At 64.4% G+C, this 20639-nt stretch carries 18 protein-coding genes and 1 pseudogene; all 19 read left to right on the forward strand.

The features are described from left to right. Positions 1-93 precede the first annotated feature (93 nt). The 19 genes and pseudogenes from DFLDMN_RS12920 (at position 94) to DFLDMN_RS13010 (ending at position 20609) form a co-directional block, all read left to right on the forward strand. On the forward strand, positions 94-594 hold the full coding sequence (locus tag DFLDMN_RS12920; RefSeq protein WP_423195348.1) for a hypothetical protein: 501 nt from the start codon (positions 94-96) through the stop codon (positions 592-594). 298 nt (positions 595-892) lie between these two features. Continuing rightward, positions 893-2041, forward strand: a complete 1149-nt coding sequence (locus DFLDMN_RS12925) for an ABC transporter substrate-binding protein (protein ID WP_423195349.1) — start codon at positions 893-895, stop codon at positions 2039-2041. A 117-nt stretch (positions 2042-2158) separates the two neighbouring features. Beyond that, a complete protein-coding gene (locus tag DFLDMN_RS12930; protein WP_423195350.1) occupies positions 2159-3211 on the forward strand; it encodes a branched-chain amino acid ABC transporter permease in 1053 nt (350 codons plus the stop codon). Between the two features lie 20 nt (positions 3212-3231). Further along, positions 3232-5040 (forward strand): ABC transporter permease subunit, encoded by a 1809-nt coding sequence (locus DFLDMN_RS12935; RefSeq protein ID WP_423198401.1) that lies wholly within the window; start codon positions 3232-3234, stop codon positions 5038-5040. Between the two features lie 82 nt (positions 5041-5122). Next, entirely contained in the window at positions 5123-5866 is a 744-nt protein-coding gene (locus DFLDMN_RS12940; RefSeq protein ID WP_423195351.1) for an ABC transporter ATP-binding protein, read from the forward strand. Positions 5867-6097: 231 nt separating this feature from the next. After that, the gene (gene mnmG / locus DFLDMN_RS12945) at positions 6098-8071 is read left to right on the forward strand and encodes a tRNA uridine-5-carboxymethylaminomethyl(34) synthesis enzyme MnmG (RefSeq protein ID WP_423195352.1); all 1974 of its coding nucleotides are present in this window, start codon (positions 6098-6100) and stop codon (positions 8069-8071) included. Between the two features lie 102 nt (positions 8072-8173). Continuing rightward, positions 8174-8869, forward strand: coding sequence for a 16S rRNA (guanine(527)-N(7))-methyltransferase RsmG (gene rsmG, locus DFLDMN_RS12950; protein WP_423195353.1), 696 nt, complete (start codon positions 8174-8176; stop codon positions 8867-8869). A gap of 61 nt (positions 8870-8930) precedes the next feature. After that, complete coding sequence (locus tag DFLDMN_RS12955; protein ID WP_423195354.1) at positions 8931-9704, forward strand: ParA family protein; 774 nt, start codon at positions 8931-8933, stop codon at positions 9702-9704. A 26-nt stretch (positions 9705-9730) separates the two neighbouring features. After that, on the forward strand, positions 9731-10633 hold the full coding sequence (locus DFLDMN_RS12960; protein ID WP_423195355.1) for a ParB/RepB/Spo0J family partition protein: 903 nt from the start codon (positions 9731-9733) through the stop codon (positions 10631-10633). A gap of 412 nt (positions 10634-11045) precedes the next feature. Continuing rightward, positions 11046-11525 carry an ATP synthase subunit I gene (locus tag DFLDMN_RS12965; protein ID WP_423195356.1) on the forward strand — a complete coding sequence of 160 codons (480 nt, stop codon included), beginning with the start codon at positions 11046-11048 and terminating at the stop codon, positions 11523-11525. 248 nt (positions 11526-11773) lie between these two features. Beyond that, entirely contained in the window at positions 11774-12640 is an 867-nt protein-coding gene (gene atpB / locus DFLDMN_RS12970) for a F0F1 ATP synthase subunit A (protein WP_423195357.1), read from the forward strand. 61 nt (positions 12641-12701) lie between these two features. Beyond that, on the forward strand, positions 12702-12968 hold the full coding sequence (atpE, locus tag DFLDMN_RS12975; protein WP_011299478.1) for a F0F1 ATP synthase subunit C: 267 nt from the start codon (positions 12702-12704) through the stop codon (positions 12966-12968). A gap of 105 nt (positions 12969-13073) precedes the next feature. Then, on the forward strand, positions 13074-13544 hold the full coding sequence (locus tag DFLDMN_RS12980) for a F0F1 ATP synthase subunit B (protein ID WP_423195358.1): 471 nt from the start codon (positions 13074-13076) through the stop codon (positions 13542-13544). Between the two features lie 2 nt (positions 13545-13546). Then, positions 13547-14089 carry a F0F1 ATP synthase subunit delta gene (locus tag DFLDMN_RS12985; protein ID WP_423195359.1) on the forward strand — a complete coding sequence of 181 codons (543 nt, stop codon included), beginning with the start codon at positions 13547-13549 and terminating at the stop codon, positions 14087-14089. Positions 14090-14128: 39 nt separating this feature from the next. Further along, positions 14129-15670, forward strand: a complete 1542-nt coding sequence (gene atpA, locus DFLDMN_RS12990; protein ID WP_423195360.1) for a F0F1 ATP synthase subunit alpha — start codon at positions 14129-14131, stop codon at positions 15668-15670. A 71-nt stretch (positions 15671-15741) separates the two neighbouring features. Beyond that, positions 15742-16617 carry a F0F1 ATP synthase subunit gamma gene (atpG, locus tag DFLDMN_RS12995; RefSeq protein ID WP_423195361.1) on the forward strand — a complete coding sequence of 292 codons (876 nt, stop codon included), beginning with the start codon at positions 15742-15744 and terminating at the stop codon, positions 16615-16617. A 33-nt stretch (positions 16618-16650) separates the two neighbouring features. Beyond that, positions 16651-18057, forward strand: a complete 1407-nt coding sequence (atpD, locus tag DFLDMN_RS13000; RefSeq protein ID WP_423195362.1) for a F0F1 ATP synthase subunit beta — start codon at positions 16651-16653, stop codon at positions 18055-18057. A gap of 115 nt (positions 18058-18172) precedes the next feature. Next, positions 18173-18589, forward strand: a complete 417-nt coding sequence (locus DFLDMN_RS13005; RefSeq protein WP_423195363.1) for a F0F1 ATP synthase subunit epsilon — start codon at positions 18173-18175, stop codon at positions 18587-18589. A gap of 1058 nt (positions 18590-19647) precedes the next feature. After that, a pseudogene (locus tag DFLDMN_RS13010) lies at positions 19648-20609 on the forward strand (alpha/beta hydrolase). The last annotated feature ends 30 nt before the right edge of the window (positions 20610-20639 follow it).

Consider the following 20639-nt stretch of genomic DNA (forward strand, 5'->3'; position numbering starts at 1 on the left):
GGGTAGCAAGTGCCAATAAGCATAAAAGGCGTTGCCGGCAAAGTTCGGCAACGCCTTTTTTATTTCCTTCGTCACGCAATTCCTCTCATCACGATGCTTTCCACCGCGCAGCGCTGGGTACGCCTGGCCGAAACCACCGATGCCGCGCTGCTCGACGACTGGCTTGCGATGCTGCGGCCGCTGCCCGTTCCCGAGGCCCGTGCACGCCGGCTCGCGCTTGCCGCGCTGCTGGCGCAGGGCGGGCAGGGACTCGCGGTGATGGCTGGCACCGATGCGGTGCAGGCGCTGATGCCGGCCACGCTGGTCCACGATCTCTCGCACGCCGGACGAGTGGCGATGGTGGCCGACTGGTGGTGCGCGGAAAGCGCCGCCTTGCCTGCCGCGTCCGTCGCCCCGGACCGCTCGCCCGCGCCACCCGGCTGGTTTGCCTGCTGCGCCAATCTGCTTGCCGACTGGTGTCGCGCGCACGGCATCCGCCATCTGCTCATCGCCCCCGCGCTGATTCCCGATGCGGCACGCACCGACGCCTACCAGCGCGACCCCAGTGGCCTGTGGCGGCGCGACTGCATGCCCGCGCCCAAGGCCCTTGTTTGAATCGGGCCACACTGCGGGTTAATCCCGCCTTTTCGCCACAAAACGCTGTGTTAGACTCGATTCGCATTCCCGACCGGGCGGTCGGCGAATGCGCGCTGCGCCTCCGGGGGTAAGAGACGCGCAGGACGGGAAAAGCGGGACGTACTTCGTTCCGGACAAGTCGGGCGTGGATGCCAGCGCTGCATCCGCAACACGCCACACAGAGCCTGCATCACAGGCCGATATCAGGAACTGGAGGCATCCGTCGGCCGGAAGTCGGCGGATGCCTTTTTTCATTTCTGGAGCCGAAGGAGAGGACATGACATTGAAGCGCGCCAGCTTGCTGGCCATTGCCGCCGCCTGCCTGTTCGCTACCGCTGCCAGCGCACAGGTCAAGGTCGGGGTCACGGTATCCGCCACCGGACCTGCCGCGTCGCTGGGCATTCCCGAAAAGAACACTTTCACCTTGCTGCCCCGACAGATCGGCGGCAAGACCGTCGAGTACATCGTGCTCGACGACGCGTCCGATACCACCACCGCGGTCAAGAACACGCGCAAGCTGATCAGCGAGGACAAGGTCGACGTGGTGGTCGGTTCCACGGTCACGCCGAATTCGCTGGCGATGATCGACATCGCCGCCGAGAACGAAACGCCGATGATCACCATGGCGGCCTCGGCGCGCCTGATCGAACCGATGGACAGCAAGCGCGCGTGGGTCTTCAAGACGCCGCAGAACGACTCGCATATGGCCACCGCCATTGCCGAGCACATGACCAACCATAACGTGAAGACGGTGGCGTTCATCGGCTTTGCGGATGCCTACGGCGACAGTTGGGCCCAGGAGTTCGCCAAGGTGGCGGAGCTGCGCAAAATTCGCGTGGTGGCCAACGAGCGCTTTGCCCGTACGGACACCTCGGTGACGGGGCAGGTGCTCAAGATGTTGGGCAGCAACGCCGATGCCGTGCTGATCGCAGGCTCGGGTACGCCGGCCGCGCTGCCCGCCAAGACGCTCAAGGAGCGTGGCTACAAGGGCAAGATCTACCAGACCCACGGCGTGGCCAATGCCGACTTCCTGCGCGTATGCGGCAAGGATTGCGAAGGCACGTTCCTGCCGGCCGGTCCGCTGCTGGTGGTCGAGCAACTGCCCGACAGCAACCCGGTCAAGAAGCCCGCGCTGGCCTACAAGACCGCCTACGAGCAGGCGTTCGGGCCGGTATCCACGTTCGGCGGCCACGCCTGGGATGCCGGCCTGCTGCTGCAGAACGCGATTCCCGAAGCGCTCAAGAAAGGGCAACCTGGCAGCAAGGAATTCCGCAAGGCGCTGCGCGACGCGCTCGAGCAGACCCACAACCTGCCGGTTTCGCACGGCATCATGAATATGAGCGCCACCGACCATCTCGGCATGGACCAGCGCGCGCGTGTCATGGTGCAGATCGTCGACGGCAAATGGAAGCTGCAGACGCGCTGATCCACGGAGGTCGGTGCGGCAGACGCCAGCGGGCGCATGATCCAGTGTCATGCGCCTTTTTTTTGCCCACTGGCACGGCGATTACCATCACGGCAGGCTTCGCTCTCACGGAAGACAATGGACCTCTCGATAGCCGCCATCCTCGCGCAGGATGGCATCACCTCCGGTGCGATCTACGCGCTGCTGGCATTGGCCCTGGTGCTGGTGTTCTCGGTCACGCGCGTCATTTTCATCCCGCAGGGGGAATTCGTTGCCTATGGCGCGCTCACGCTCGCCGCCATGCAGGCGGGCCACGCGCCGCAGACCACATGGCTGTTGCTGGCGATGGGGGCGCTGACCTTCGTCTATGAGTCGGTGACGGTGCTGCGCAGCGCGGAGCTACGGCGGCAACTGGCGCGGCGGCTGGCGGTACTGGCCGGCAAGTACCTGCTGTTTCCCGCCGCCGTGCACGTGGTGGTGCAGCACTACGGCGCGCAGCCGCTGCCGATGCTCGTGCAGATCGCGCTGACCCTGCTCGTGGTGATTCCGCTCGGCCCCATGCTGTACCGGCTGGCCTATCAGCCGCTGGCGGAAGCGAGCACGCTGGTGCTGCTGATCGTATCGGTGGCCGTGCATTTCGCGCTGGTCGGCCTCGGGCTCGTGATGTTCGGCGCGGAAGGCTCCCGGACCAATGCGTTCTCCGATGCGCGCTTCGACGTCGGCACGCTCAGCGTATCTGGCCAGAGCCTGTGGGTGATCGGCGTATCCGCGCTGCTGATCGCGGCGCTCTACTGGTACTTCGAGCGCACCATCCAGGGCAAGGCGCTGCGTGCCACCGCGGTCAACCGGCTGGGCGCGCGGCTGGTCGGCATCGGCACCACGCAGGCCGGGCGCCTGTCGTTCACGCTGGCCGCGGCCATGGGCGCGCTGTGCGGCATCCTGATCGCGCCGCTGACCACGATTTACTACGAGTCGGGCTTCCTGGTCGGCCTCAAGGGCTTTGTCGGCGCGATCGTCGGCGGCCTGGCGAGCTACCCCGTCGCGGCGGCTGGCGCGCTGCTGGTGGGCTTGCTCGAATCGTATTCGTCGTTCTGGGCTAGTGCGTTCAAGGAGGTGATCGTGTTCACGTTGATCCTGCCCGTGCTGTTGTGGCGCTCGCTGTCGAGCAAGGCCGTCGAGGAGGAGGAATGACGATGCTCACCGACAAGCCCATGGCCCAGGTCGCCGTGAAGCGCCAGGTCCCCAACTGGCATCGCCTGCTGACCGCGCTGTTCGTGCTCGTGCTGGCCGCGCTGCCGGTGCTGCCGACGCCGGAGTTCTGGATCACGCTCGGCAACTACATCGGCCTCTACAGCATCGTCGCGATCGGGCTGGTATTGCTGACCGGCGTTGGCGGCATGACCTCGTTCGGACAGGCCGCGTTTGTCGGACTCGGCGCCTACAGCACCGCGTACCTGACCACGCAGTTCGGTCTCTCGCCGTGGTTCGGCCTGCTGGCGGGGCTTGTCATCACGATGGCGTCCGCTTATCTGATTGGCCTGCTCACGATGCGCATGTCGGGCCACTACCTGCCGCTGGCCACCATCGCGTGGGGCCTGTCGCTGTTCTACCTGTTCGGCAATCTCGAGTTTCTCGGCAAGTACGATGGGCTCAACGGCATTCCGGTGCTGTCGGTGTTCGGGTTTCGCCTGCAATCGGGAAGAGCGATGTTCTGCCTGATCTGGATCGTGGTGTTGCTGGCCGTGCTGGCCACGCACAACCTGCTGAATTCGCGCCCGGGCCGCGCCATCCGCGCGCTCAAGGGGGGCAGCACCATGGCCGAGGCGATGGGCGTGCATACCGCCTGGATGAAGGTGGTGGCGTTCGTTATCGCGGCGGTGTTGGCGTGCCTCTCGGGGTTTCTGTACGCGCATCTGCAGCGCGCGGTCAACCCGACGCCGTTCGGCCTCAACTACGGCATCGAGTACCTGTTCATGGCGGTAGTGGGAGGCGTGGGGCACGTCTGGGGCGCGGTGCTCGGGGCCGGCGTGCTGACCCTGCTCAAGGACGTACTGCAGGGGCTGCTGCCACGGCTGCTCGGCGCCAACGGCAACTTCGAGATCATCGTATTCGGCGTGATCATGGTGCTGCTGTTGCAATATGCACCGGATGGCATCTGGGCCTTTTTGCGCCGGCTGGTGCCGGCCGGCCCGGTGGCGCGCGCACCGGACGCTGCGCCGGCGCTGCCGGTGCGGCACAAGCCGGACGCGGGCGAGGTAGTGCTGGACGTGCGCGCGGTGCGCAAGACGTTTGGTGGCCTGGTCGCGGTCAACGACGTCAGCTTCCAGGTCCGCGCCGGTGAGATCGTCGGGCTGATCGGTCCCAATGGCGCTGGCAAATCCACCACGTTCAACCTGATCACCGGCGTCACCCCGCTGACGGCAGGTGAGGTGCGCTACCGCGACACGCGCATTTCGGGACTTGCCTCACGCGATATTGTGCAGCGCGGCATCGGCCGCACCTTCCAGCATGTACATCTGCTGCCGAGCATGTCCGTGCTCGAGAACGTCGCCATCGGCGCCCATCTGCGTGGCGACTTCGCCGCGCAGGGCGGGGTGCTGGCGTCGGTACTGCGCATGAATCGCGGCGAGGAGCAGAAGCTGCTGTTCGAGGCGCGCCGGCAGCTCGAACGGGTCGGGCTGGCCGATCAGATGTACGCCGAGGCCGGCAGTCTCGCGCTTGGCCAGCAGCGCGTGCTGGAGATTGCGCGCGCACTGTGCTGCGATCCGGCGCTGCTTCTGCTCGATGAGCCTGCGGCCGGGCTGCGTTACCAGGAGAAGCAGGCGCTTGCGGACCTCTTGCGCCGGTTGCGCGGGGAGGGCATGAGCGTGCTGCTAGTCGAGCACGACATGGACTTCGTGATGAACCTGACCGACCGGCTGGTGGTGATGGAATTCGGTACGCGTATCGCCGCGGGTACGCCGGAGCAGGTGCAGCGGGACCCGGCCGTGCTGGAGGCGTACCTGGGCGGAGTGGAGTAGGCGAGGCAGCGTAGCGGCCGGCAGCACGGCAAGTCCCAGCGGGACTCATGTGGAACAAGCGCAGAACAGGAGCAGTGCAGCGATGGACCCGATTCTCGAAGTGAGCGATCTCCATATCCGCTATCGCAAGGTCGAAGCCGTGCATGGCGCCAGCCTGCGCGTGGGCGCGGGTCAGATCGTGACGGTCATCGGCCCCAACGGCGCCGGCAAGTCGACCCTGCTTAACGCCGTCATGGGCGCCTTGCCGGCCTATGGCTCGGCCAGCGGCCGGGTCAGTTACCTCGGCCAGGACATGGCCGGCATACCGGTGGAAGGACGCGTGGCGCGCGGCATGTGCCTGGTGCCGGAGAAGCGCGAGCTGTTTGCCTCGATGAGTGTCGAGGACAACCTCGTGCTGGGCGCCTTCCGGCGCAAGCGGGCCGGGGACAAGCGCTTCCTCGACCAGATGGATGTGGTCTATGACCTGTTTCCGCGCCTGCGCGAGCGTGCGCGGCAGGAGGCCGGCACGCTGTCTGGCGGCGAGCGCCAGATGCTGGCGCTGGGGCGCGCGCTGATGGCAAAGCCGCAACTGCTGATGCTCGACGAGCCTAGCCTGGGGCTGGCGCCGCTGATCGTCAGGGAGATTTTCCACATCATCGACCGTCTGCGCGAAACCGGCGTGGCCACGCTGCTGATCGAACAGAATGCGCGCGCCGCGCTGCAGGTGGCCGACTATGGCTATGTGATCGAGACCGGAGAGGTCGTGATGGCGGGTCCCGCCGCGGCGCTGGCCGGCGACCCCAAAGTCATCGAAACCTATCTCGGCCTGGCCCGACGCGCGGCCTGACATCACGCCACGCCCGTGTTTGCGCCGGGCGCAATGGCTGGGGCGAGGGGCGGTAGCGGGGCGGGATGCAGCGCGCTTCTGGCGGCAATGTGTTTCACGTGAAACACAGCACGCGCCGCTTGCGCCATGTTTCACGTGAAACATCCCAATGGCCGAAAGTCCGGCATGCGATTGCCGCTATAATTCGACATCCCAAATTTCCCGCGTCAAACCTCCCGGAGGAGGTGTCCCATGCTTTACCCAAAAGAATTCGATGTCATCGTCGTTGGTGGCGGCCATGCCGGCACCGAAGCAGCCCTGGCCGCCGCCCGCATGGGCTGCCAGACGCTGCTGCTGACCCACAACATCGAGACGCTGGGGCAGATGAGCTGCAACCCGTCGATCGGCGGGATCGGCAAGGGACACCTGGTCAAGGAAGTGGACGCCATGGGCGGCGCGATGGCCGCGGCCACCGATGAGGCCGGCATCCAGTTCCGCATCCTCAATTCGAGCAAGGGGCCGGCCGTGCGTGCCACACGCGCCCAGGCCGATCGCGTGCTCTACCGCCGCGCCATCCGTACGCGCCTGGAGAACCAGCCCAACCTGATGCTGTTCCAGCAGGCGGTGGACGACCTGATGGTGGAAGGCGATCGTGTGGTCGGTGCCATGACGCAGGTGGGCATCGCGTTCCGCGCCCGTGCCGTGGTGCTGACGGCCGGTACGTTCCTGGACGGCAAGATCCACGTTGGGCTCGACAACTACACTGGTGGCCGCGCCGGCGACCCGGCTTCGGTCTCGCTGTCGGCCCGGCTCAAGGAACTCAGGCTGCCGCAGGGCCGGCTCAAGACCGGCACGCCGCCGCGTATCGACGGCCGTACCATCGACTTTTCGGTCATGGAAGAGCAGCCTGGCGATCTTGACCCGGTGCCGGTGTTCTCGTTTCTGGGCCGGCCCGAACAGCATCCGCAGCAGTTGCCTTGCTGGATTACCCACACCAACGCCAGGACCCACGACATCATCCGGGGCGGGCTCGACCGCTCGCCGATGTACACCGGCGTGATCGAAGGGGTGGGGCCGCGCTACTGCCCAAGTATCGAGGACAAGATCCATCGCTTTGCCAGCAAGGAAAGCCACCAGATCTTCCTGGAACCGGAAGGTCTGACGACCAACGAGTTTTACCCCAACGGCATCTCGACGAGCCTGCCATTCGATGTGCAGCTCGCGCTCGTGCATTCGATCCGTGGCATGGAGAACGCGCATATCCTGCGCCCCGGGTACGCCATCGAGTACGACTACTTCGATCCGCGTGCGCTCAAGGCGTCGCTGGAAAGCAAGGCTATCTCCGGCCTGTTTTTTGCCGGCCAGATCAACGGCACCACCGGTTACGAAGAGGCGGCTGCACAGGGCCTGCTGGCCGGTATTAACGCTGGCTGCTACGTGCGCGAGCGCGATGCGTGGACGCCGCGACGTGACCAGGCTTACCTCGGCGTGCTGGTGGACGACCTGATCACGCGCGGCGTGACCGAGCCGTACCGCATGTTCACCAGCCGGGCCGAGTTCCGTCTGAGTCTGCGCGAAGACAACGCCGATATGCGCCTGACCGAAATCGGCCGCGAACTCGGCGTGGTCGACGATGCGCGCTGGGACGCGTTCAATCGCAAACGCGACGCTGTTTCACGTGAAACAGAGCGACTCAAGAGCACGTGGGTCAATCCCGCGATGCTGCCCGAGGCTGACGCCGTGCCGCTGCTGGGCAAGGCGATCGAGCGCGAGTATTCCCTTGCGGACCTGCTGCGGCGGCCGGCCGTCACCTATGACGCGCTGATGGCGCTGCAGGATGGCCGGCATGCGCCGGAGGCCCCCCTCGATGCGGAGCCGCTGCTGGCCGAGCAGATCCGCGAACAGATCGAGATCGGCATCAAGTACCACGGCTATATCGCGCGCCAGGCGGCGGAAGTCGACAAGCTCGAAGCCAATGAAGCGACGCGCCTGCCGGCCAACTTCGACTACACCGAGGTCCGCGGCTTGGGCTTCGAAGTGAGCCAGAAGCTCAACCAGCACCGTCCGGAAACGCTGGGCCAGGCTTCGCGGATCTCGGGAGTGACCCCGGCGGCGATTTCGCTGCTGCTGGTGCACCTGAAGAAAAAGGGCATGGGCCGCGGCACCGTTGGCAACCGGGGCGAGGCGGGCGCGAGCCCAGACGCCGGCGGCCAGGAGGCAGCCTGAGTGGCGGCCCCGATGCGTGGCACCCGGGGTGGGGCGCCTGGTGTCGCGGCTGCGGGTGCGCAGTCCGGAGCGCCGGCGGGCGGGGCCCCCGGCCGGAACGGCGTGGCCGATCCGGCGGCCCAGCGCGCGCGACTCGAAGCCGGCCTCATCGCCATCGGCCTGACGCTGGCGCCGGCGCAGGTCGAGACACTGCTGGCCTACCTGGCGCTGCTGGGCAAGTGGAACAGCGTGTACAACCTGACTGCGATCCGGCATGCCGACGAGATGCTGAGCCATCATCTGCTCGATTCGCTGGCGGCGGTGCCGGCGCTGGCACATGCCGCGCGGGATGGGGCCGTCGCGACAGCGGCGCGGGGCAGGGTGCTCGACGTCGGTTCGGGCGGCGGCATGCCCGGCTTGCCGCTGGCCATCGCCTGTCCGGATCTGTCGGTGCTGATGGTCGATATCGTGCAAAAGAAGACCGCGTTCCTGACGCAATGCCGCGCGCAACTGGGGCTGACCAATGCGTCCGCACACTGGGGACCGGTCGAACAACTGCAAGACACGCACGGCTTTGCCGTGATTACGTCGCGCGCGTTTGCCGAACTGACCGACTTCGTGACGCTGTCCGGGCATCTGCTGGCAGCGGGCGGCAAGCTGGTGGCGATGAAGGGCGTCTATCCCCAGGCCGAGCTGGACCGCATGGAAGCAGCTGGCCTGATGGCCGCCTGGCAGGTGGAAGCAGTGCCACGCCTGACCGTCCCTGAACTGGATGCGGAGCGCCATCTCGTGGTGCTGTCGCGTCGAGTGGATAATTAAGCACATGTCCGGGCCTGTCGCTATCGATATTCCCGGACCCATTGAGGAGCAGCTGGAGCCTATGGCCAAGGTATTCGTGATCGCAAACCAGAAGGGCGGCGTCGGCAAGACCACCACCACGGTCAACCTTGCCGCGGGCCTCGCCGCGCAGGGCCAGCGCGTGCTGCTGGTGGACCTCGATCCGCAGGGCAACGCATCGATGGGCTCGGGCATCGACAAGCAGCACCTCGAACACAGCGTGTATCAGGTGCTGGTAGGGCTCTCGACGGTCGCGCAGGCGCGCCAGCGCTCCGAGGCCGGCAAGTACGATGTGCTGCCCGCCAACCGCGAACTCGCCGGCGCCGAAGTGGAACTGGTCGAGCTCGACCAGCGCGAACGCCGTCTCAAGCAGGCCCTGGCCGAGGTCGACGAAGAGTACGACTTCGTGCTGATCGACTGCCCGCCCTCGCTGTCGCTGCTGACGCTGAACGGTTTGTGTGCCGCGCATGGCGTGATCGTGCCGATGCAGTGCGAGTACTTTGCGCTCGAGGGCCTCTCCGACCTCGTCAACACGATCAAGCAGGTGCACGCCAATCTCAATCGCGACCTCAAGGTGATCGGCCTGTTGCGCGTGATGTTCGACCCGCGCGTCACGCTGCAGCAGCAGGTGTCGGCCCAGCTCGAGGCGCACTTTGCCGACAAGGTATTCAAGACCGTGATTCCGCGCAACGTGCGGCTCGCGGAGGCGCCGTCGTACGGCATGCCCGGCGTGGCCTTCGACGTGTCGTCGAAAGGGGCCAAGGCCTATCTCGATTTCGGCGCGGAGATGATTGCCCGCGTCCGGCAACTCGGCTGAGTGCCGACATCCGAAGGATTGCGTTGATGAGTACCGCAAAGAAAAAGGGCCTCGGCCGCGGGCTGGAGGCATTGCTGGGTGGACCGGCCGAGATCGTCGAGAGCGCAAGGCAGGAGGGCGCGCCGTCGGTGCTGCGGCTGGAACAGCTGCAGCCGGGCAAGTACCAGCCGCGCACGCGCATGGACGAGGGTGCGCTGCAGGAACTCGCCGCGAGCATCCGCGCGCAGGGGCTGATGCAACCGATCCTGGTGCGCCGCGTGGCCGAGCCCGGACGCTACGAGATCATCGCGGGCGAGCGCCGCTTCCGCGCGTCGAAGCTCGCGGGGCTCGACCAGGTGCCGGTGCTGGTCAAGGACGTGGCCGACGAAGCCGCGGCCGCGATGGCGCTGATCGAGAATATCCAGCGCGAGGACCTCAATCCGCTGGAGGAAGCGCAGGGCATCATGCGCCTGATCCGCGAGTTCCGTTTCACACACGAGCAGGCTGCGGAGTCGGTGGGGCGCTCGCGCAGTGCGGTGTCCAACCTGCTGCGTCTACTGAACCTGGCCACGCCGGTGCAGACCATGCTCATGGCCGGCGATCTCGACATGGGACACGCACGCGCATTGCTCGCCGTCGATGGTGCCAACCAGATCACGCTGGCCAACCAGATCGTCAACAAGCGACTGTCGGTGCGCGAGACCGAGAAGCTGGTGGCGTCGACGCTGAAGCCGTTCGACCTCAAGTCGCTCAAGCAGAAGCGCGGCAACGGCACGCGCGACGTGGCGCGGCTGGAAGAAGAACTGTCCGATTCGCTCGGGCTGCCGGTGCAGATCAAGCTCGGCGCACGCGGCAAGGGACAGTTAACGATTCACTTCACCAGCAACGATGCGCTCGACGGTGTGCTTACGCGTCTGCGCGAGCCGGGCGGCGAGGCACCGGCCGCGTAAAAAAGCCGCTCGCACAAAAATTGGGCGATAGCCGGACAGGCGCGTGGCGACGCGATCGGCGCGCCTGCGTCCGGCGGCGGACACGTCGCGCGAATGCGTACCAATTCGCCATCATGCCTGCCGACGCACGCGCAATTCGATTACGTCCTACATCATTGCCGCGCAATTTCACAACAGCCATCATGGATGCGTGATAGCAACCGTTGTGCGAAATTCACTGCAAGCTAACTGAAAGCAGATTGACTCGCATCGACGATTGCTCGTAGAATCGTGCGGTTTGAATTCTGGCCGGGGTTGAAGAATTCCGGCCTGGAACGAGGCTACGCAGGTGGTGGTTCGAGACCGTCAGGAGTGGGACGATCGTCGTCGCGAGTCGGGAAGTTTGTCCGAGGAAAATTTGCCTGAGGACAGTATGGCCAAGCCGGCTCCCGATACGTGGGACGATACGTGGGACGACGATGACCGCGAACGTGAAGACCAGGTTGTCGACCCGCTGTCGCATGCCGAAGCGGTGAAGCTGCTTGGCGAACGCGCGTTGCGTCCGTCGCGCATGACACCCGGCAAGGTGGTACTGGCACAGGCAATCGTGACCCTGCTGTCGGCAATCGCCTGGGCCGTGTTTGCGCGTGAGCACGCACCGTATGGCTGGTCGGCGCTCTTCGGTGGCGCGGTATGCGTGATCCCCAGCGGCTTCTTCGCGTTACGTCTGTGGATGTCGCGCGCGCAGCCGTCGGTCGGCGGCCTGGTGGCCGGCGAGGCGATCAAGGTGTTCGGCACCGTCGCACTGTTCGTGCTGGTGGTGGTGCTATACCGCGAGCTGCGCTGGGTACCGATGCTCGTCACGTTCCTGCTGGCACTCAAGACATATTGGGTGGCATTGGCGATTCGTTGATTCGCCGGGCTGCCGACCGAGTGGGTTTCCATCTCAGATGGGGCCCTCATACGTGATATCAAGATTTTTCCGCGCGGCGCTTCACAACGGTGACGTGCCACGCGGCCAAGGTGGTGCCCGAACAATAACCGGCGTCCTGCCTCGCGGTGACCGGCCATGTGGCCGAAGGCGAAGCAAGACCCATACCGAAGCCCTGCCCCAAGGCGGTGCCGGTGCAAAGATTTCGCAATATACCGTTCCCTCTCGACATGTCAGAAGCTACTCAAGCCGCCGAGCAAGCGCTCTCACCCTCAGGCTATATCGCCGAACACCTGAAGAACTTGAATTCGGTGGGCGGCAAGCAGCATAACGTCGTGGACTTCAGCATCCTGAACTACGACACGGTCTTCTGGTCGGTGCTGTGCGGCGCCATCGCCGTGATCTTCCTGTACGCGGCCGCGCGCCGCGTCACGCCGGGGGTGCCGGGCCGCTTCCAGGCCTTCGTCGAGATGATCGTGGAAATGGTCGACGACCAGGCCAAGGGCATCATCCATGGCGACCGTTCGTGGATCGCCCCGCTGGCGCTGATGGTGTTCTGCTGGATCACCATGATGAACGCGATCGACCTGATTCCGGTCGACTGGGTGCATGGCGTGAACCATCTGCTCGGCCTGTTCCATATCCATCTGCCGCACCACCGCGCCGTGGCTACCGCCGACCTCAACGGCACCCTCGGCATGTCGGCCTCGGTGCTGGTGCTGATGATCTACTACAGCTTCAAGATCAAGGGCGTGGGCGGCTTCGCGCACGAACTGTTCTCGGCCCCGTTCGGCGCCAAGTGGTATCTGGCCCCGTTCAACCTGGTCCTGAACATCATCGAATTCCTGGCCAAGGCCGTGTCGCTGGGCATGCGGTTGTTCGGCAACATGTATGCCGGCGAACTGGTGTTCCTGCTGATCGCGCTGCTGGGTTCCATGTGGACGTTCGGTGCGGACCTGTCCGCGCTGGGCTTCGTCGGCCATGTGATCGCCGGCGCTGTCTGGGCCATCTTCCACATCCTGATCGTGCTGCTGCAGGCGTTCATCTTCATGATGCTGACGCTGGTGTATATCGGCCAGGCACACGATCACCACTGATTTCGGTTTTTGGGTTTTTTGGTTTTTTGGTTCTAAGTCTCTCTAAATTAAAGGAGTCATCATGCAAGCATTTCTCGCCAACATCCAGGGTCTGACCGCCATCGGTATCGGCATCATCATCGGCCTGGGCGCTATCGGCGCCTGCCTGGGCATCGCCCTGATGGGTGGCAAGTACATCGAAGCCTGCGCACGTCAGCCCGAACTGATGAACCCGCTGCAGACCAAGATGTTCCTGCTGGCTGGCCTGATCGACGCTGCATTCCTGATCGGCGTGGGCGTTGCCATGCTGTTCGCGTTCGCCAACCCGCTGCTGGCTGTCATTCAGTAAGTCTTTTCGGTCTGCATGATGCTGACGGGCGGCGCTGGCCTTCGTCCAATGGCCTGGCCGCCCTTGTGCATTTATCTGTAGTTTGATTACCGAAAGGAACACACCATGAATCTGAACGCAACGTTTTTTGCGCAGATGGTCGTGTTCTTCATCCTGTGGTGGGTTGTTGCCAAATTCATTTGGCCGCCGCTGGTGAAGGCGCTCGACGAACGCGCAAAGAAGATCGCCGATGGCCTCGCCGCTGCCGAAAAGGGCAAGGCGGAGCTCGAGCTCGCCAACAAGCGTGTGGACCAGGCCCTGGCCGAAGCCCGCACCGAAGGCGCGCAACGTGTCGCTGACGCAGAGAAGCGCGCCCAGCTGACGGCCGACGAGATCAAGCAGAACGCCCAGGCGGAAGCCGCGCGCATCATCGCCCAGGCCAAGGCCGAGGCGGAGCAGCAAGTGACCCGCGCGCGCGAAGCGCTGCGCGACCAGGTGGCTGTGCTGGCCGTGAAGGGCGCCGAGCAGATCCTCAAGCGTGAAGTGAACGCGCAGGTGCATGCCGACCTGCTCAATCAACTCAAGGCTGAGCTCTAATCATGGCAGAAACCGCAACCATTGCCCGTCCCTATGCCGAGGCGCTGTTTCGCGTCGCCGGCGCAGCGGGTGCAGGCAACCTGGGTGCATGGTCCGAGCTGGTGTCGGAAATGGGGCAGGTTGCCGCCAATCCCGACATGCGCGCGCTGGCCGACGATCCGAACGTTCCCGGCCAGAAGCTGGCCGAGTTGTTCCTGTCGGTGCTGAAGTCTCCGGTCAATGACGAAGCCAGACGCTTCGTGAACCTGCTGGTGGAAAACAACCGCCTGACGGTCATGCCCGAGATCGCCGAACAGTTCCATGCGCTCAAGAACGCCCGCGAGGGTTCGTCCGACGTCGAGATCACCAGCGCGTTTCCGCTGGACGGCTCGCAACTGAACGACCTGGTCGCCGCACTCGAACGCAAGTTCGGCCGCAAGCTGCACCCGACCGTGACGGTGGATTCGTCCCTGATCGGTGGCGTGAGCGTCAAGGTCGGCGACGAAGTGCTCGACACCTCCGTGCGCGCGCGCCTGGCTGCCATGCAGACCACGCTGACCGCCTGACCGCAACGGCCGACGGATTGAAGAATTAGGAGCATTGTGATGCAACTGAACCCCTCAGAAATCAGCGAGCTGATCAAGTCCCGCATCTCGGGTCTTGGCGCCGAAGCTGAAGTGCGCAACACCGGCACGGTGATCTCCGTGACCGATGGTATCTGCCGCGTGCATGGCCTGTCCGGCGTGATGCAGGGCGAGATGCTGGAATTTCCCGGCAACACCTTCGGCCTCGCGCTGAACCTGGAGCGTGACTCGGTCGGTGCCGTGGTGCTGGGCGAGTACGAACACATTTCCGAAGGCGACACGGTCAAGTGCACCGGCCGCATTCTGGAAGTGCCGGTGGGCAAGGAACTGCTGGGCCGCGTGGTCAACACGCTGGGCCAGCCGATCGACGGCAAGGGCCCGATCAACGCGAAGGAAACCGACGTGATCGAGAAGGTCGCGCCGGGCGTGATCGCGCGTCAGTCGGTGAGCCAGCCGGTGCAGACCGGCCTGAAGTCGATCGACGCGATGGTGCCGATCGGCCGTGGCCAGCGTGAGCTGATCATTGGCGACCGCCAGACCGGCAAGACCGCCGTGGCCGTCGACTCGATCATCAACCAGAAGGGCAAGGGCGTCTACTGCGTCTACGTGGCAATCGGCCAGAAGGCTTCGACGATCGCCAACGTGGTGCGCAAGCTGGAAGAGCACGGCGCCATGGAATACACGATCGTCGTGGCCGCCTCGGCCTCGGACTCGGCCGCCATGCAGTACCTGGCCGCCTACGCCGGCTGCACGATGGGCGAATACTTCCGCGACCGCGGCGAAGACGCGCTGATCGTTTATGACGACCTCACCAAGCAGGCCTGGGCCTACCGCCAGGTGTCGCTGCTGCTGCGCCGCCCGCCGGGCCGCGAAGCCTACCCCGGCGACGTGTTCTACCTGCACTCGCGTCTGCTCGAGCGTGCCGCTCGCGTGAACGAAGACTACGTGGCCAAGTTCACCAACGGTGCCGTGACCGGCAAGACCGGCTCGCTGACCGCGCTGCCGGTGATCGAAACGCAGGCCGGCGACGTGTCCGCGTTCGTGCCGACCAACGTGATCTCGATTACCGACGGTCAGATCTTCCTGGAAACCGACCTGTTCAACGCCGGTATCCGCCCCGCTATCAACGCCGGTATCTCGGTGTCGCGCGTCGGTGGTGCCGCCCAGACCAAGGTCATCAAGAAGCTGTCCGGCGGTATCCGTACCGACCTGGCGCAGTACCGTGAGCTGGCTGCGTTCGCGCAGTTCGCTTCCGACCTCGACGACGCGACCCGCAAGCAGCTCGAGCGTGGCCGCCGCGTGACGGAACTGCTCAAGCAGCCGCAATACCAGCCGCTGCAGGTATGGCAGCTGGCCGCGTCGCTGTACGCCGCCAACAACGGCTTCCTCGACAACGTGGACGTGAAGGACATTCTGCCGTTCGAGCGTGGCCTGCACGACCATCTGAAGACCAAGTTCGCCGATCTCATCAACCGCATCGAAGATACCAAGGATCTGTCGAAGGACGATGAGGCCGCCCTGCGCGCCGCGATCGAGGATTTCAGGAAGTCCGCCGCGTTCTAACCGCGTGATTCCACGGACCGTGGCGCGTGGCCCGCAAGGGCGCGCGGCACGGCACGAATGGAGAGGAAGATATGGCCGGAACGAAAGAAATTCGAACCAAGATCAAGAGCGTGCAAAACACGCGCAAGATCACCAAGGCGATGGAGATGGTCGCCGCATCCAAGATGCGCAAGGCGCAGGAGCGGATGCGTAATGCCCGTCCTTACGCCGAGAAAGTGCGGAACATCGCGGCGCACCTGGCTTCCGCCAATCCCGAGTTCAAGCATCCGTTCATGCAGGCGCGCGACGTCAAGCGCGCCGGCATGATCGTGGTGACGACCGACAAGGGCCTGTGCGGCGGCCTGAACACGAACGTGCTGCGTGCGGTGACCAACGAGCTGAAGACCCTGCAGGGCCGCGGCGTGGACGTGCAGTCCACCGCCATCGGTACCAAGGGCATGCAGTTCCTCGGCCGTATCGGCGCGAAGGTGGTTTCGCATGTCGTGCATCTTGGCGACACCCCGCATCTGGAAAAGCTGATCGGCGCGATCAAGGTCCAGCTCGACGCCTTCACCAACGGTGAAGTCGATGCCGTGTACCTGGCGTACACGCGCTTCATCAACACGATGAAGCAGGAGCCCGTGGTCGAGCAACTGCTGCCGCTGGCGGCCGACAAGCTGAGCCAGACCGAAGACGAAAAGCGCGCCTACTCGTGGGATTACATCTACGAGCCGGACGCCCAGACCGTGGTCGAGGAACTGCTCGTCCGCTACGTCGAGGCGCTCGTGTACCAGGCGGTGGCCGAGAACATGGCGTCCGAGCAATCGGCGCGCATGGTGGCCATGAAGGCTGCATCCGACAACGCGAAGAACGTGATCGGCGAACTGCAACTGGTCTACAACAAGACCCGTCAGGCAGCGATCACCAAGGAGCTGTCGGAAATCGTCAGCGGTGCGGCGGCGGTCTAAGGCGTCAAGAATTCAAGCTATCGGAGATACGAAATGAGTATCGGAAATATTGTGCAGTGTATTGGCGCCGTGGTGGACATCGAGTTCCCGCGCGATGCCATGCCGAAGGTGTACGACGCCCTCGTGCTGGAAGAAGCCGGCGACACGGGTTCGTTCGCCGAGAAGGGCCTGACCTTCGAAGTGCAGCAGCAGCTCGGTGACGGCGTGGTGCGTACCATCGCCCTGGGCTCGTCGGACGGCCTGCGCCGTGGCATGTCGGTGAAGGCCACCGGCGCCCCCATCTCCGTGCCGGTTGGCCACGGTACGCTGGGCCGCATCATGGACGTGCTGGGTCGTCCCATCGACGAAGCCGGTCCGATCGCCGCGGACGAAAAGCGCGCGATTCACCAGAAGGCGCCGAGGTTCGACGAACTGTCGCCGTCGGTCGACCTGCTGGAAACCGGCATCAAGGTGATCGACCTGGTGTGCCCGTTCGCCAAGGGCGGCAAGGTGGGCCTGTTCGGTGGCGCCGGTGTGGGCAAGACCGTGAACATGATGGAGCTCATCAACAACATCGCCAAGCAGCACAGCGGTCTGTCGGTGTTTGCCGGCGTGGGCGAGCGTACCCGTGAAGGGAACGACTTCTACCACGAAATGAAGGACTCGAACGTGCTCGACAAGGTGGCCATGGTGTTCGGCCAGATGAACGAGCCGCCGGGCAACCGTCTGCGCGTGGCGCTGACCGGCCTGACCATGGCCGAGCGCTTCCGTGACGAAGGCCGCGACATCCTGTTCTTCGTCGACAACATCTACCGCTACACGCTGGCCGGTACCGAAGTGTCGGCACTGCTGGGCCGTATGCCGTCGGCCGTGGGCTATCAGCCGACGCTGGCCGAGGAAATGGGCAAGCTGCAGGAGCGCATCACGTCGACCAAGACCGGCTCGATCACCTCGATCCAGGCCGTGTACGTGCCGGCGGATGACTTGACCGATCCGTCGCCTGCCACGACCTTCCTGCACCTGGACTCGACCGTCGTGCTGTCGCGTGACATCGCCGCGCTGGGTATCTACCCCGCCGTCGACCCGCTCGACTCGACCTCGCGCCAGCTGGATCCGCAAATCGTCGGTACGGAACACTACGAAGTGGCCCGCCGCGTGCAGCAGACCCTGCAGCGCTACAAGGAACTGCGCGACATTATCGCGATTCTGGGTATGGACGAACTGTCGCCGGAAGACAAGCTCGCGGTGTCGCGTGCGCGTAAGATCCAGCGTTTCCTGTCGCAGCCGTTCCACGTGGCGGAAGTGTTCACGGGTTCGCCGGGCAAGTACGTGCCGCTGAAGGAAACCATCCGCGGCTTCAAGATGCTGGTGGACGGCGAATGCGATCACCTGCCCGAGCAGGCGTTCTACATGGTCGGCACGATCGACGAAGCCTTCGAGAAGGCCAAGAAGCTCCAGTAAGCCTTGCCTGTCGTTCCCGCCGCTGGCGGGACGAAAGCGGTGACGCGCCGTACGTATCGGATGCATGGTGCGCGCGGCACCGCGCAGGGCAACGCGATTGGACAAAGGAGTTCACATGGCAACCATTCTTGTAGACGTCGTCAGCGCGGAAGCGTCGATCTTCTCCGGTCAGGCGAAGTTCGTGGCGCTGCCCGGTGAAACGGGTGAGCTGGGCATTCTGCCCGGCCATACGCCGCTGATCACGCGCATCACGCCGGGCGCGGTGCGGATCGAGAAGGAAGACGGCAGCGAAGAGTTCGTGTTCGTGGCCGGCGGCATTCTCGAAGTCCAGCCGAAGCACGTGACCGTACTGGCCGATACCGCGATTCGCGGCACCGACCTGGACGAAGCCAAGGCGCAGGAAGCCAAGCGTGCGGCCGAGGAGCTGATGCAAAACCAGAGCAGCGATCTGGATCTTGCGCGCGCTCAGAGCGAACTGGCCGTGGCCGCCGCACAACTGGCTGCGATCGCTCGTCTGCGTCGGAAGAAGTAACGCGCGGCGCTTTGCGCGGCGGTGGGAACCGCACCTGTTGTATTTTGGGTGCGACATGGAAAAAGGCAGCCGCACGGCTGCCTTTTTTCACAGAGCAACGCTATATTGCTTTGCCTGGACCAAAAAAAAGCGCGCGGGCCGGGGAGGCTCCGCGCGGACGGGAAAATCCCTTCGAGGGGTCAATTCGAAGGAACGGGTTCGATCCAGGTCAACGGGTGTTAGAAAAGACGCTTTTATCAAAGACGTCGATTTCAATAGACGCATGGGACGTTTGTCCACGGGACTCTCGTCCATCACAAAGGCTCGCGATCTCTAAGACTGATCTCTACGATCGATCCCTGAGCTCGTTCTATCGAAGCCTCGCGTCACCGGTCTTCCTGGTGGTCCGGGCCAGCGGCTTGCAATGTCTGCTGGTCCGGGTAATCAGGTTGCTGCTCGGGTCACTGCTCGGTTACTGCTCGGTTACTGCTTGGGTAACTGTGCCGGATTAAATCCCGGTTACTACGCAGATAAATCTAATTCGGGCTTTCTTCAGCCTGGCTCGCACCTTATAAATCAACGCTTTGAATCAACGCTTTGAATCAATGCCTTGAATCAATGCTTTGCCGGCGGTATCGCCACACACGATCTCGGGTGTGTCAATGCATTGTGGGGGAAACTTTAGGGTAAGGCAGTAACAAAATGTATCGTTTTGCAAGAAGTTGAAAGGCCGAGGACGAAAAATCCGGCGAACTGGCCACTTCAGAGCGATTCTCGCTAACACTTCGCCACTTTCATTCGCATTTTGTAGCGCCTTCCATGTTAAGACATTTTGGCGCTAGCGTACTGAATGCATTACGTTTTTTACGCTTCAATATTTGCGGGACCCTACTTTTGGGGGATAAGGATTTTGTCGGACCAGTAATTGTGTGCGATAACGCATCTACGGTTACGATTCGAAACGGTTATCGGTACACCTTGCCTTCCCGGCGGCAGCCTGCATCGCGCGCAGTGGCGCGCCGACCAGGCGGGCCAGGCGGTAAACTGCCGCACGCGTCCTACCGTTCCCCCTTCCCGCCATGGCCATCGATCCCCAACTGCTCGCTTACTACCACCGCATGGCCGAACGCTATGCCGGTCAACCGGCCGCGGTCACACCGGCCGCACGCCGTGCGCGTTTCGACGAGATAGCCACCGCGTCGCAATGGGCCGATGCCGACGGCATGGCCGTTACCGAACTGACGCTGCCGCTCGCCGGCGTCAGCCTCTCCGGACGGCTGTTTCGCCCCGCGGGCGTTGCGCGCCCGCGCCTGATCGCTTACTTCCACGGCGGCGGTTGGGTGGTGGGTTCGCCGCGTACCCACCATACGGTCGCGGCATTGCTCGCGGCCGACACCGGCTGTGCCGTGGCCAGCATCGACTACCGCCTGGCACCCGAACATCCATTTCCGGCGCCTTGCGACGATGCCACCGGCGCGGTGCGCTGGCTGGCCGGGCAGCGCGATGCGCTTGGGTGCGATCCCGGTTTCCTTGCGGTGGCTGGCGACAGCGCGGGCGGCCATCTGGCCGCGCAGGCAGCCGCCACGGTCAATGACGAGACCGATGCCGACCTGGTCCAGGCGCAGTTGCTGATCTATCCGGTCGCCGCACCGGTGCTCAGCACCGAGAGTTATCGCGCCTTTGCCGACGGGCCGGGTCTGACACGCGACGAGATGCAGTGGTACTGGACGCAATTTATCGGCGCCGAGGCGCTCGATCTCGGCGCGACCCATACCGACCCGCGCGTTCACCTGATGGCGCGGCCGCCACGCCGCCCGCCGCCCGCAAGCGTGGTGATGGTGGCGGCCAACGATGTGCTGCGTGACGATGGCCTCGCCTATGCCGACTTTCTGGTGCGGCACGACGCACCGCACCGGTGGTCACCATCGAGGCGAGCGGCATGACCCACGGTTTTGCGCGCCTCCAGCCGGACGCGCCGCGTGCGCGCGAGTGGATGCGGCGCGCGGCCGACGCGTTCCGCTCGCTCGCCGACGATATCTGAGCGTCGCGCGAATCCTTGGCGGGCGCCCGT

Origin of the sequence: Cupriavidus sp. H19C3 (assembly GCF_049393815.1) — a bacterium.
GTDB lineage: Bacteria > Pseudomonadota > Gammaproteobacteria > Burkholderiales > Burkholderiaceae > Cupriavidus.

Bases quoted from the DNA above. Each gene is read 5' to 3' on its own strand.
- DFLDMN_RS12920 (WP_423195348.1), top strand. From the start codon at position 94: ATGCTTTCCACCGCGCAGCGCTGGGTACGCCTGGCCGAAACCACCGAT.
- DFLDMN_RS12925 (WP_423195349.1), top strand. From the start codon at position 893: ATGACATTGAAGCGCGCCAGCTTGCTGGCCATTGCCGCCGCCTGCCTG.
- DFLDMN_RS12930 (WP_423195350.1), top strand. From the start codon at position 2,159: ATGGACCTCTCGATAGCCGCCATCCTCGCGCAGGATGGCATCACCTCC.
- DFLDMN_RS12935 (WP_423198401.1), top strand. From the start codon at position 3,232: ATGGCCCAGGTCGCCGTGAAGCGCCAGGTCCCCAACTGGCATCGCCTG.
- DFLDMN_RS12940 (WP_423195351.1), top strand. From the start codon at position 5,123: ATGGACCCGATTCTCGAAGTGAGCGATCTCCATATCCGCTATCGCAAG.
- mnmG (WP_423195352.1), top strand. From the start codon at position 6,098: ATGCTTTACCCAAAAGAATTCGATGTCATCGTCGTTGGTGGCGGCCAT.
- DFLDMN_RS12955 (WP_423195354.1), top strand. From the start codon at position 8,931: ATGGCCAAGGTATTCGTGATCGCAAACCAGAAGGGCGGCGTCGGCAAG.
- DFLDMN_RS12960 (WP_423195355.1), top strand. From the start codon at position 9,731: ATGAGTACCGCAAAGAAAAAGGGCCTCGGCCGCGGGCTGGAGGCATTG.
- DFLDMN_RS12965 (WP_423195356.1), top strand. From the start codon at position 11,046: ATGGCCAAGCCGGCTCCCGATACGTGGGACGATACGTGGGACGACGAT.
- atpB (WP_423195357.1), top strand. From the start codon at position 11,774: ATGTCAGAAGCTACTCAAGCCGCCGAGCAAGCGCTCTCACCCTCAGGC.
- atpE (WP_011299478.1), top strand. From the start codon at position 12,702: ATGCAAGCATTTCTCGCCAACATCCAGGGTCTGACCGCCATCGGTATC.
- DFLDMN_RS12980 (WP_423195358.1), top strand. From the start codon at position 13,074: ATGAATCTGAACGCAACGTTTTTTGCGCAGATGGTCGTGTTCTTCATC.
- DFLDMN_RS12985 (WP_423195359.1), top strand. From the start codon at position 13,547: ATGGCAGAAACCGCAACCATTGCCCGTCCCTATGCCGAGGCGCTGTTT.
- atpA (WP_423195360.1), top strand. From the start codon at position 14,129: ATGCAACTGAACCCCTCAGAAATCAGCGAGCTGATCAAGTCCCGCATC.
- atpG (WP_423195361.1), top strand. From the start codon at position 15,742: ATGGCCGGAACGAAAGAAATTCGAACCAAGATCAAGAGCGTGCAAAAC.
- atpD (WP_423195362.1), top strand. From the start codon at position 16,651: ATGAGTATCGGAAATATTGTGCAGTGTATTGGCGCCGTGGTGGACATC.
- DFLDMN_RS13005 (WP_423195363.1), top strand. From the start codon at position 18,173: ATGGCAACCATTCTTGTAGACGTCGTCAGCGCGGAAGCGTCGATCTTC.